Source organism: Mesorhizobium sp. C120A (assembly GCF_030323105.1).
Taxonomy (GTDB): domain Bacteria; phylum Pseudomonadota; class Alphaproteobacteria; order Rhizobiales; family Rhizobiaceae; genus Mesorhizobium.
In genome coordinates, this window is record NZ_CP100476.1 from 2,660,923 (window position 1) to 2,673,461 (window position 12,539).

At 63.8% G+C, this 12,539-nt stretch carries 10 protein-coding genes; 6 read left to right on the forward strand and 4 right to left on the reverse strand.

What is annotated here, in order from left to right; translation table 11 throughout:
- Window positions 1-52: 52 nt before the first annotated feature.
- The 4 genes from NL532_RS12910 to NL532_RS12925 are packed head-to-tail and all read left to right on the forward strand — an operon-like array spanning window position 53 to window position 5,267.
- On the forward strand, window positions 53-1,060 hold the full coding sequence (locus tag NL532_RS12910; protein WP_023668135.1) for an ABC transporter permease: 1,008 nt from the start codon (window positions 53-55) through the stop codon (window positions 1,058-1,060).
- Window positions 1,061-2,197: an ABC transporter permease gene (locus NL532_RS12915; RefSeq protein ID WP_023687914.1), complete on the forward strand. Its 1,137-nt coding sequence runs from the start codon at window positions 1,061-1,063 to the stop codon at window positions 2,195-2,197.
- 10 nt (window positions 2,198-2,207) lie between these two features.
- A complete protein-coding gene (locus tag NL532_RS12920) occupies window positions 2,208-3,875 on the forward strand; it encodes an ABC transporter ATP-binding protein (RefSeq protein ID WP_031203182.1) in 1,668 nt (555 codons plus the stop codon).
- A gap of 21 nt (window positions 3,876-3,896) precedes the next feature.
- Window positions 3,897-5,267, forward strand: a complete 1,371-nt coding sequence (locus NL532_RS12925; RefSeq protein ID WP_031203183.1) for an alpha-glucosidase/alpha-galactosidase — start codon at window positions 3,897-3,899, stop codon at window positions 5,265-5,267.
- A gap of 29 nt (window positions 5,268-5,296) precedes the next feature.
- Here the strand turns inward: NL532_RS12925 and NL532_RS12930 are convergent, their stop codons facing one another.
- Window positions 5,297-6,943 (reverse strand): acetolactate synthase large subunit, encoded by a 1,647-nt coding sequence (locus tag NL532_RS12930; protein ID WP_023829178.1) that lies wholly within the window; start codon window positions 6,941-6,943, stop codon window positions 5,297-5,299.
- Window positions 6,944-7,050: 107 nt separating this feature from the next.
- On the reverse strand, window positions 7,051-7,938 hold the full coding sequence (locus NL532_RS12935; RefSeq protein ID WP_023704666.1) for an AraC family transcriptional regulator: 888 nt from the start codon (window positions 7,936-7,938) through the stop codon (window positions 7,051-7,053).
- 147 nt (window positions 7,939-8,085) lie between these two features.
- Here NL532_RS12935 and NL532_RS12940 point away from each other — a divergent pair, with 147 nt between their 5' ends.
- Window positions 8,086-8,742 carry a glutathione S-transferase family protein gene (locus NL532_RS12940; protein WP_031203184.1) on the forward strand — a complete coding sequence of 219 codons (657 nt, stop codon included), beginning with the start codon at window positions 8,086-8,088 and terminating at the stop codon, window positions 8,740-8,742.
- Between the two features lie 134 nt (window positions 8,743-8,876).
- Window positions 8,877-9,437 (forward strand): FMN reductase, encoded by a 561-nt coding sequence (gene msuE / locus NL532_RS12945; RefSeq protein ID WP_023685284.1) that lies wholly within the window; start codon window positions 8,877-8,879, stop codon window positions 9,435-9,437.
- A gap of 297 nt (window positions 9,438-9,734) precedes the next feature.
- Here the strand turns inward: msuE and NL532_RS12950 are convergent, their stop codons facing one another.
- A complete protein-coding gene (locus NL532_RS12950; protein WP_023829181.1) occupies window positions 9,735-10,766 on the reverse strand; it encodes a hydroxyacid dehydrogenase in 1,032 nt (343 codons plus the stop codon).
- A 256-nt stretch (window positions 10,767-11,022) separates the two neighbouring features.
- Window positions 11,023-12,468, reverse strand: a complete 1,446-nt coding sequence (locus NL532_RS12955) for an aldehyde dehydrogenase (protein ID WP_023829182.1) — start codon at window positions 12,466-12,468, stop codon at window positions 11,023-11,025.
- Window positions 12,469-12,539: the final 71 nt, after the last annotated feature.

The window sequence follows — 12,539 nt, forward strand, 5'->3', positions numbered from 1 at the left end:
ACGGAGTAAGGTCAGCGGCAACAGATTAGATCCAAGGAGGAGAAACGGTCCGATGCTGCGATTCCTGGCCATGCGCATAGCATCGGCGGTGCCGGTCATGGTCATCCTGAGCCTGGTCACCTTTGCCATCATCCAGGCGCCGCCGGGCGACTATGCCGACTATATCCGTTCGCAGCTCATCAACCAGGGCGGGGCGTCTTTTGCCGAAGCCGACGCGCAGGCGCAGGCCTATCGGGTCGAGCACGGCCTCGATAAACCGCTGCCCGTCCAGTACCTGAACTGGGTCGCCGGCATCATCACCCGCGGCGATTTCGGCTACAGCCTCTATTACAACAAGCCGGTCGCCGCAGTGGTCGGCGAGCGGCTGCCGCGCACGCTGCTGCTGGCATTGGTCTGCCATCTGCTGGCGTCGGTGCTCGGCATCACCTTCGGCATCTGGGCGGCGACTAGGCAATACACATGGATCGACTCGGTGCTGTCGGCCATCTCCTTCCTCGGCATGACGGTGCCGCGCTTCCTGATGGCGCTGATCATCGTCTATCTCCTGGTCTTCCAGTTCAACGTGTCGGAGATCGGCAGCTTCTTCTCGCCGCAATATGGCGGCGCGCCGTGGTCGTGGGCGAAATTCGCCGACCTCGTCAAGCATGTCTGGCCGGTGGTGGCGATCGCCACCTTCGGCGGGCTCGCCTACAATATGCGCGTCATGCGCGGCAATCTGCTCGATACGCTGAACGCGCAATATGTCGAGACGGCCAAGGCCAAGGGCCTGACCGGCAGCGCCGTCGTCATGCGCCATGCCGTGCCCAACGCACTGCACCCGCTCATCATGTATCAGGGCGTGGTGCTGCCCTACATGCTGACCGGCGAGATCGAGACGGCGATCATCTTTGCGCTGCCGACGGTCGGGCCCGCCATCGTCGGCTCGATGGCGGTCGGCGACGTTTATGTCACGGCGACCTTCATGATGGTGCTGTCGGCAACGCTGATCGTCGGCAACATCATCGCCGACATGCTGCTCGCGCTGCTCGATCCGCGCGTACGCCAGTTCAGGGAGAGCTAGATGCTGGCGCGTGACCCATCCCCGCCGCCGCCCCCGGCTGAAGCAACCGCGATTGCGACCCCACGCGGCAATGAGAGCTATATGGCGCTGGTCTGGCGCCGGCTGAGGCGCTCCTGGACCGGCATGGCCGGGCTGATCCTGGTCGTGCTTCTGGTGCTGATGGCGCTGTTCGCCGATTTCTTCGCGCCGATGGACCCCAAGGTGACCGATGTCGCTTTCGCCCCGCCGCAAGTGATGAGTTTTCACGACAGAGACGGGAATTTCGTGCTCCAGCCGCGGGTCTATGCGCTGGCGGATTCTGCAGACCTCGACCCGGTCACCTTCCAGCCGGTCGTCGGGCCGGATTACGAGCATCCGCGCCTGCTCGGCTTCTTCGTCAAGGGCGCCGACTACCGGCTGCTTGGCCTGATCCCCGCCAACCGGCATTTCTTCGCTTCGGCCGACGGCCAGCCGGTGCATTTTCTCGGCACCGACAAATTCGGCCGCGATGTGTTGTCGCGCGCCATCCAGGGCTCGCGCGTCTCGCTGATGATCGCGCTGACGGTGGTGTTCATCATCACCGTCATCGGCACCACGGTCGGCATGGTCTCGGGCTATTTCGGCGGCCGCTTCGACGTCTGGATGCAGCGCTTTGTCGAGCTGGTGCTCGCCTTCCCGCAATTGCCGCTCTATCTTGCGCTGACGACGCTGATCCCGGTGACCGCGCCGACCAACGTCTTCCTCGCCTTCGTCATCATCGTCATGTCGGCGCTGGGCTGGGCGCAGATGTCGCGCGAGGTGCGCGGCAAGACGCTGGCGCTGGCGCGGATCGACTATGTGCGCGCTGCCATGGCGGTCGGCGCCACCGACATGCGTATCATCATGCAGCACATTTTTCCCAATGTGATGAGCCACGTCATCGTCGCCGTGACGATCGCGATCCCGACGGTGGTACTGCTCGAAGCCTTTCTCGGCTTCCTCGGCTTCGCCGTGAAACCGCCGCTGATCTCATGGGGGCTGATGCTGCAGGACACGGCTACCTATTCGGTCATCGGCACCTATCCGTGGATCCTGTCACCGGTCGGCTTCGTGCTGATCACCGTCTTTGCCTTCAACGCGCTGGGCGACGGCCTGCGCGATGCCGTCGATCCCTATTGAGGTGGCCGGGATGACCGTAGCGCTCGCAGCCACCTTCGCACCAGCCGTCCGGCTCGACCATGCCGGCCGCCACGACCAACCCATCATCGATGCCCGCAACATCGAGGTCGCCTTCAAGGTCGAGCACGGCGTCGTCGACGCGGTGAAGGATGTCTCGTTCCAGCTCTATCGCGGCGAGACGATCGCCATCGTCGGCGAGTCCGGTTCCGGCAAGTCGGTGACGGCGCGCGCTGTCATGGGGCTCTTGTCGAAGCGGGCCACCGTGTCGCCGAACTCGACCATCGACTATTGCGGGCAGGACATATTGAAATTCCCCGAGAGCGCCCGGCGCAAGCTGCGCGGCAATCGCATCTCGATGATCTTCCAGGAGCCGATGAGTTCGCTCAACCCGATCTATACGGTCGGCAGCCAGATCGTGGAGGCGATCAGGGTGCATCGAAAGGTCAGCCGCAAGCAAGCCTGGGCGCGGGCGCTCGAGCTTTTGCGGCATGTCCAGATCCCCGAGCCGGAAGCGCGCATCAAGCAGTATCCGCACCAGATGTCGGGCGGGCAGCGCCAGCGCGTGATGATCGCCATGGCGCTCGCCAACGACCCCGATGTGCTGATCGCCGACGAGCCAACGACAGCGCTCGACGTCACGGTGCAAGCACAGATCCTCAATTTGATCCGCAATCTGCAAAAAGAACTCAGGATGGCGGTCATCCTGATCACCCACGACCTCACCGTGGTGCGAAAATTCTCCGACTATGTCTATGTCATGCAGCATGGCGAGATGTGCGAGCACAACGTCACCGAGCGGCTGTTCGCCGACCCGCAGCATGCCTATACCAAGCGGCTGCTCGCTTCAGAGCCGCACGGCAAGCCGCAGCCGCTGCCGGAAAACAGCGGCACCATCCTCGAGGCCCGCGATATGCGCGTCTGCTTCATGCTGCGCCATGGCAGCTTCCTGAAGCCGGACTGGCGCGAGCTGGTCGCCGTCGACGATCTCGGCCTGAAGCTTTGCCGCCACGAAACACTGGGGCTGGTCGGCGAATCCGGCTCCGGCAAGACCACGTTCGGTCTCGCCTTGCTCAAGCTCACCGAGGCCAAGCGTGGCGAGGTCAGCTTCGACGGCCAGCCAATCCACGGCCTGTCGCGCGCCGAGATGCGGCCGCTGCGCTCGCGCATGCAGGTCGTCTTCCAGGATCCGTTCTCCTCGCTCAACCCGCGCATGACGATCGGTCAGATCATCGAGGAAGGGCTGGTCGTCAACAGGATCGGCGCGACACGGCGCGAGCGGGTCGATCGGGTGCGCGACGCCCTGGTCAGCGCCGGCATGCCCGGCGATATCCTGTCACGGTTCCCGCACGAATTTTCCGGGGGCCAGCGGCAGCGCATCGCCATTGCCCGAGCCATCGCGCTGGAGCCCGAATTCATCCTGCTCGACGAACCGACATCGGCGCTCGACCTTTCGGTGCAGGCGCAGATCATCGACTTGTTGCGCAAGCTGCAGGACGAACGCGGCCTTAGCTATCTCTTCATTTCGCACGACCTCAAGGTGGTGCGCGCGCTCTGCCATCGCGTCATCGTCATGCAGAACGGCAAGATCGTCGAACAGGGGACTGTCGACGAGGTCCTCACCCATCCCAAGACCGCCTACACCGAACGGCTCGTCAGGGCCGCCTTCGACGTGGCGTAGCAAAGTGCCGGAGGTTTAATAGTGGCAAGACATCCCAGGATCACCTTCATTGGCGCGGGTTCGACCGTGTTCATGAAGAACATTGTCGGCGACGTGCTGCAGCGCCCATCGCTGTCAGGCGCGACGATCGCGCTGATGGACATCAATCCGCAGCGGCTGGAAGAGAGCGCCATCGTCGTCAACAAGCTGATCGCGACGCTGGGCGTGAAGGCGAAGGCCGAGACCTATTCCGACCAGCGCAGGGCGCTCGCCGGCGCCGACTTCGTCGTCGTCGCCTTCCAGATCGGCGGCCTTGAGCCCTGCACCGTCACCGATTTCGAGGTGCCGAAGAAATACGGCCTGCGCCAGACCATTGCCGACACGCTCGGCGTCGGCGGCATCATGCGCGGCCTCCGGACCGTGCCGCATCTGTGGAAGATCTGCGAGGACATGCTGGCCGTCTGCCCAAACGCGATCATGCTGCAATACGTCAACCCGATGGCGATCAACACCTGGGCGATCTCAGAGAAATACCCTGAGATCAAACAGGTAGGCCTCTGCCATTCGGTGCAAGGCACGGCGATGGAACTGGCGCACGATCTCGACATTCCCTACGAGGAGATACGCTACCGCTCGGCCGGCATCAACCACATGGCCTTCTACCTGAAGTTCGAGCACCGGCAGCCGGATGGCTCTTACCGCAACCTCTATCCGGACCTGGTCCGCGCCTATCGCGAGGGCAGGGCGCCGAAGCCGGGCTGGAACCCGCGCTGCCCCAACAAGGTGCGCTACGAGATGCTGACGCGGCTCGGCTATTTCGTCACCGAAAGCTCCGAGCATTTCGCCGAATACACGCCCTATTTCATCAAGGAAGGCCGCCCCGACCTGATCGAGAAGTTCGGCATTCCGCTCGACGAATATCCCAAGCGCTGCATCGAACAGATCGAGCGCTGGAAGGGCCAGGCCGAGGCCTATCGCTCGGCCGACCGCATCGAGGTCGAGCAATCGAAGGAATACGCGTCCTCGATCATGAACTCGGTGTGGACCGGGGAGCCTTCGGTGATCTACGGCAATGTCCGCAACAATGGCTGCATCACCTCGCTGCCGGACAATTGCGCCGCCGAGGTGCCGTGTCTGGTGGACGCCTCCGGCATCCAGCCGACCTATATTGGCGAGCTGCCGCCGCAACTCACCGCGTTGATACGCACCAACATCAATGTGCAGGAACTGACGGTGCAGGCGTTGATGACCGAAAACCGCGAGCACATCTACCACGCGGCGATGATGGACCCGCATACGGCGGCCGAACTCGATCTCGACCAGATCTGGGCGCTGGTCGATGAGTTGCTGGCGACACATGGCGACTGGCTGCCGACCTGGGCGCGTGGGAGCGCCAAGGTCCGGGCCGCCTGAGCGCTGCTGCGGCGGTATCTACTCCACCGTCAGGCCTCCGGTGGCGCCGGCAACCGGTGGCGCAGTTCCTCGACCAGCACGCGCTCGTTCTCCGAATAGTCGATCGGAACGACGACGAGATGGACGCCACCGCCGGCAAAAGCCTGTTCAAGCGTCGATTGTATTTCTGAGACGGCGCCGACCCTGGTTCCCTTGGCGCCATAGGCCTCGGCATAGCGGACGAAATCGGGATTGCCGAAGGTCATGCCGAAATCGGGGAACTGGTCGACCGCCTGCTTCCAGCGGATCATGCCGAAAGCATTGTCCTCGATGATCAGCACGACCAAATTGAGCTTCAGCCTGACGGCGGTTTCCAGTTCCTGGCTGTTCATCATGAAGCCGCCATCGCCGCAGATCGCCATGACGCGGCGTGCGGGATAGAGCATCGCGGCCGTCATCGCCGACGGCAGGCCGGCGCCCATCGTGGCCAGGGCGTTGTCGAGCAGCAAAGTGTTGGCGACGCGCGTGCGGTAGTTGCGCGCAAACCAGATCTTGTACATGCCGTTGTCGAGCGCCAGGATGCCATCGGCCGGCATCACCGCGCGCACGTCATGAACCAGACGCTGCGGCGTGAAACGGTCTTCGGTGGCGCGGGCGGCAATGCGGGTCAAAATGCCTTCGCGCAATGGCAGCAACGCTTGCGCGTTGGGGATCTTGCCCTCGATCCGGTCGGCAAGCAGCCTGAGCGAAGCGCCGATGTCACCGATCACTTCGGTCTGCGGGAAATAGACCTGCTCGACATTGGCTGGCTGGTAACCGACATGGATCACCTTCGGTCCCTTGTCGCCCATAATGAAGGGCGGCTTCTCGATCGTGTCGTGGCCGATGGTGATGATGAGGTCGGCCTGTTCTATCGCCTCATGCACATAGTCGCGCTCCGACAGCGCCGCTGTGCCCATGTAGAGTTCGGTGCCGCCGGGCACCGTGCCCTTGCCCATCTGGGTGGTGAAATAGGGAATGCCGGTTCTGATGACGAACTGGGCGAGGTCGGAGGTCGAGCGCGGCCGCGACGCGGCGGCGCCCAGCATCGCCAGCGGCCGCTGCGCCTTGATGATCATCTCAGCGGCACGGTCGAGCGCCAGCGGGCTGGCCAGCGGAAGCTCGACCGGATGCGGCGGGATCAGCGCGACATCGTCGCACTCCTCGGCCGCGATGTCTTCGGGCAGTTCCAGATGCACCGGCCCCGGACGCTCCTCCTCGGCAATCCGAAACGCTTCGCGCACCACGGCGGGAATGGTCTTCGCCGAGATGATCTGACGTGACAGCTTGGTCAACGGCTTCATCGCGGCGACGATGTCGACGATCTGGAAGCGGGCCTGGCGCGACGAGCGGATGCCCTTCTGCCCGGTGATCATGATCATCGGCATGGCGCCGAGCAGCGCATAGGCGGCACCCGTCGTCAGGTTCAGGGCGCCGGGTCCCAGCGTGGTGATGCACACACCTGGCTTGCCGGTGAGCCTGCCATGGGTGGCGGCCATGAACGCCGCCGCCTGCTCATGACGGGTGAGGATGAGCTGGATCGAGGATTTGCGGATGGATTCGACGACGTCCAGGTTTTCTTCGCCGGGAATGCCGAAGATGCGATCGACGCCCTCATTCTCGAGGGCGGCAACAAGCAGGTCAGAACCTTTGGGCACGAAGCATCTCCTGGGCAAAGCGGCGGCGAACCGCGTCGGGATATGATCAGACATAGTGCTGGCAAAGTCCTACCGCGAGGCGCGGCCGCCGCCAATATCGCTCTGCCTTACAGATCCTTCCGTTTCCTGAATTGGCCGGGCGAGACGCCGGCGTGGCGCCTGAAGGCGGTGGAGAAGGCGGCTTCCGAGCTGTAGCCGACCGCCTCGGCGACTTGGCCCAGGCTCTTGCCCTCGTGCAGCAGCCGGCTGGCCTGCCGCATGCGGCAGCCGAAGAGATAGGCCATGGGCGCTTCGCCGACGAGATCGCGAAAGCGGGCGGCAAAGGTTGCCCTGGAGAGCCCGACCGCGCGTGCCAGGGTCTCGATCGTCCAGCCGTGGCCATAGGCTTCATGCAGGGTCGCGAGCGCTCTGGCGATCGCGGGGTCCTGCAATCCCCTCAGCCAACCTGGATTGTCCATGCTTTCCAGACCGGAGCGCAAGGCGCGCGTGACGATGGCCCCAGACAGGCGAGCCATTACTACGTCGCTGCCGGGACCTTCGTCGGTCGCTTCCACCAGCAAGGCCTCGACATAGCCACGCAGCCATTTGGGCAGACGGCCATTCGATCCCCGGATGTGAACGATGCGCGGCAGGCCGGCAAGTGCCGGATGGTCGGCGTCGCGAAAGGCGAAGGCGCCGCACAGGATGACGGTCTTTTCGCCTTCGCCGCCGCTGCGAATACGCCCGGCTGCGGTTTGGGTCGCCAGTTCGGCGGCGGGGACGTTCGCGCTTTTGAGCGCGCCGGGCGACCGCAGCACATGCGGATCGGCGCGCGGTGCAATGATCAGGTCGCCGGCATCGAGAGGCTCGACATCTTCCTCACCGAACACCGCCTCGCATCGCCCCTTGATGACGACGTGAATGCCGCGAAGCCCAGCCTGGCTGAACGAGATCGCCCAGGGCGCGGCCAGTTCGAGGCGCCGGTACCCGGCGGCTGCGAAGTGCAATTCGCGCATGAGGGTAGCCAGGAGATCCACGCTTCGCTCCAGAAACAGACGATCGATAAATCAATCCAGACGCTGTCGAATAGCGCGCCGGCCTTACTGGACCTAGCTATGCCCGACAGGCCGCTTGCCGGCGATAACGAAACTCAGGAGTTATTCATGCCGCCAATCGAGTTTTTTGTCGCGCAGCTTTGTCCCTATGCGCACCGTGTCAGGCTCGCCCTTGCCGAGAAAGGCCTGCAGGCGACGGAAATCGAAATCGATCTGCGCAACAAGCCGGCGTGGTTCCTGAAACTCACGCCGACGGGAAAGGTGCCGCTGCTGCGCCATCAGGGGCAATATGTCAGGGAGTCGGCGATCATCTGCGAATATCTCGATGATGCATTCCCCGAACGGCCGATTTTCCCCAGGGATGCTCATGCCCGCGCTGAGGCGCGCATCTGGATCAGCTTCGCCGACACGCAGCTTTACGCCAGGACGGCAACCATGATGCACAGTTCCGACGCTATGGTTCATGAGCGGATCAAGGCCCAGCTTGCCGACGCCCTGCGCTTTGTGGAACAGCATGCCTTTGCGAGGCGAGGGGCGGACGAACGGTTTTTGCTGGGCTCGGAATTCAGCGCCGCCGACGTCGCCTTCTATCCCTGGTTCGAACAGCTGTGCGTGCTTGAGAAATATCTGGGCTTTGCCATGCCGGCCGAATGCAAGCGCCTGCTACGCTGGCAGGAAATGGTTGCTGCCAGGGAGGCGGTGCAGACCTGCGCCAGGTCAACCGGCTTCTATCTGGAATCCTATGGCCGGCTTCTCGCGGCCTGAGACGAGCGGGCAAACGGAAAAAAAATTCCTCGCTATGGTGCTGCAAGGTCAGTCATTTGCTTCTTGCTGCAGGCGCAAGCCTGTAAACATGCGGTATGAAGCGGGCCTGCCCGCCGCGCAAGAGGTGCCAGAATATGCCCAATCCAACCGTCGTCGGGTTTTCCGGCAATTTCACCAGGCCGTCCAAGACGCGCGGTTTCGTCGACCAAGTTGTCAGGGATATTGCGCGCCAGCATGGCCTGTCGGCGAGCACCTATGACATCGAAGACCTCGGCCCGTCGCTCGGCGCTGCCAAATGGGCGCGCGATCTCGACGGCCAGGCCCGGGCAGTCTTCGACAGCGTCGTCAATGCCGATGTGCTGGTGGTGGGGTCACCGACCTACAAGGGCAGCTACACCGGCCTGTTCAAGCACTTCTTCGACCTCTTCGATCCCGCTTCCTTGCGCGGCAAGCCGGTGGTGCTGCTTGCCACCGGCGGCAACGATCGCCACGCGTTGATCGTCGAGCACCAGTTGCGGCCGTTGTTCGGCTTCTTCGAGGCGCTGACGCTGCCGACAGGGGTCTATGCCACGGACAAGGACTTTTCCGACGGCGTGCTGCGGGCCGAACCCATCCTGAAGCGCGTCGATCAGGTTGTCGGCGAGGTCGGGCTGGTGCTGGCCAATCGCTCGGCAGCCGGCGTTGCTGCCGGATAGAGCGAGGCGGGCAGACCGCCTCCGGCTTTGCTCGGGAGTGAATAAAAAGGCCCGCCACCGACGCGAATCGTGACGAGCCTCCTTGGAGTAGGCCAGGCCTCCCACAGCCCGATTGCTTTCAAAATCAATACCCCGCCGGGTACGCCTGGCGGGGTATCGATAGTAGGATCTGGATCGAATGGGAGCGATCCGGCTGAAAAACGCCAATGCCGGAAGGTTCCCGGTCATCCTGAGCGGCGATGACAAAGGGGTTTTGGCCAACTGCGAAATCCATCTCAGGCGGATTTCTCGCGACAACTAGTTCCTGTCCGCCGGCTTCGAACGCATCCTTGACACCGTCTCGCGCTCGGCGCGCTTGGAGCGCAGAGGCGGCAGGCCGCGGTCAATCAGGTCCATGTCTTCCAGAACCATGTCGCCCATGCGCTTGAAGGCGATGTCAAGCGCACCGGCGCGGTGGGCGGAGCGCAGGAAGCCGGGGATCGTGCGGACCGGATGGTCCTGCGCCAGCGGCTCTTCAGGGAAGACATCGCTGGCGGCGACGATGTGGCCGCTTTTCACCGCCGCCATCAGGGCAGGGAAGTCGACGACGCCGGCGCGGCTGAGCAGGATGAAGGCGGCGCCCTTGCGCATACTTGCAAAGGCCTCAGCGCCGAGGAAACCCTGGTTCTCCGAGGTCACCGAAGCGACGACGAAGACGAAATCGCTTGATGTCAGCACCTCGTCCAGCGAAGCCCGCTTCACGCCATTGTCGATCAGGATCGACGGCGGCAGCCAAGGGTCGAAGACCTTGGTGCGGGTGCGAAAACCCGACAGCAGTCGGTTGAGCGCACGGCCGAGATCGCCGAAGCCGATGATGCCGACATCGGCGCCGGACAGAAGCCGCGCCGTCAAATTGCCGTCACCGCCCCACAGCTCCTCGCCTTTGCGGAAGGCGAGGTCGGCATCGACGATGTTGCGGGCGAGGTTGAGTGCCATGGCGAGGCCAAGCTCGGCCACCGGCTCGGCGAAGACGAGGCCGGTGGTGACGACATGGATGCCGCGCGCAAACAGCGTTTCATAGGGCATGTTGTTGATGAGGTTGGTCTCGACATTGAAGACGCAACGCAGCGCCTGCATCTGGTCCAAGGTCTCGGGCGAGATCGGCGGTTGGCCGATAATATAGCGGGCTTGGGCCAGCACGTCGGCGGGCAAGTTCGCCACGCCCTCGGCCGTCGTCTCGACGACGCGGTAATGCGCCTTGAGGCGCGCCAGCTGCGGTGGGGTGAAGATCAGGTCGAGCGTGCGTGGTTCCGGCGCGCTGATGACCAGCGGCAGGGCTTTGTTTGGCATAACGACTCCTCCCCGGCGCGATGCGTATCGCGTATTCTTGCTTTGCACTTGTGGTAGTCCCCAAAACCGCTTGCCGCCTTCCGGCGGCATGTGCTTGAGGGGTAAAATACCCACCATTAAACGATTTACAACTCCGGGAGGGGCCGCCGATCGCGCGGCTCGAGCCTTGCCGGGTTTTGATGCGGGAATCCGTTGGCTCGCCAGGCAACCGGCCCTGAGGGCTCCTTCCCTTCTCCCCCTGTCGGAGAAGGTGCAGTCAAAACGGATAGTGCTGCCCCGGATCCTCGATGGTTAGCCAGCGCAGGTCGGTGAACTCGGCAATCGAGGCCTTGCCGCCGAAGCGGCCGTAGCCTGAACCCTTGACGCCGCCGAACGGCATTTGCGCCTCGTCGCCGACGGTCGGGCCGTTGATGTGGCAGATGCCAGCTTCGATGCGCGCGGCAACCGCCATGGCACGGCGGATGTCGCGGCTGAACACGGCTGAAGACAGGCCGTATTCGGTATCGTTGGCGACACGTACCGCTTCGTCCTCGCCCTTGACGCGGATCACCGGCTTGACCGGGCCGAAGGATTCTTCCGAATAGACGCGCATCGCCGGCGTCACGTGGTCGAGCAATGTCGCCTCGACTACGGTTCCGGTGCGCTTGCCGCCGGCCACAAGCCTGGCGCCCTTGGCGACGGCGTCGGCAACCAGTTCTTCCATCTTGTCGGCGGCTTGGCCGCTGATCAGCGAACCGAGCACGACATGGCCGCGCGGGTCGCCGGCCGGCAGCTGCGCCGCGCGGACGGCGAGCTTGGCGACGAATTCGTCGGCGACCTTTTCATCGACGACCAGACGCTCGGTCGACATGCAGATCTGGCCCTGATGCATGTAGGCGCCGAAGGTCGCCGCATTGACCGCGGCGTCGATGTCGGCATCGTCGAGCACGACCAGCGGCGCCTTGCCGCCGAGTTCGAGCAGCGCCGGCTTCAAGTGACGGCCGGCGAGTTCGGCAATGATCCTGCCGACCTTGGTCGAGCCGGTGAAGTTGACACGCCTTACGGCCGGGTGCGCGACCAGTGTTTCGACGATTGCCGCTGCGTTCTTGGGGTCATTGGTGACGACATTGATGACGCCCTTGGGCAGGCCCGCTTCGACCAGCACCTGCCCGATCAGCCGGTGTGTGCCGGGGCACATTTCGGAGGCTTTCAGCACAACCGTGTTGCCGCAGGCGATCGGCATGGCGATGGCGCGGGTACCGAGGATGACCGGCGCATTCCACGGCGCGATGCCGAGGCAGACGCCGGCGGGCTGGCGGATCGCCATGGCGAGCGTGCCGGGTTTGTCGGAGGGGATGACCTCGCCCGAAATCTGCGTCGTCATGGCGGCTGCCTCGCGCAGCATTTTGGCGGCGAGCATGACGTTGAAGCCGGCCCAAGGGCCGGTGGCGCCGGTTTCTTCCATCATCAATTTGGTGAACTCGCCGACCTTGGAATCCATGACATCGGCTGCCCTGGACAGCAAAGCGCGGCGCTCGCCCGGTCCGGTCTTCGACCAGCTCTTGAAGGCAACGGCCGCGGCTTCCACCGCGGCATTGGCGTCGGCGATGCTGGCTGCGGCAGCGCGGGTCGCCAGCTTGCCGGTGAACGGGTCCATGCGCTCATAAGAGGCTGAGCCGGAGGCATCCCTTTTGTCGCCGTCGATCAGTAGTCCGATGTCCATTGTTCTCTCCCTCGCTCGCCGTCGAGCGTCTTTTCTATCTATTATCGACCACGATCTGATCCGAACACCGG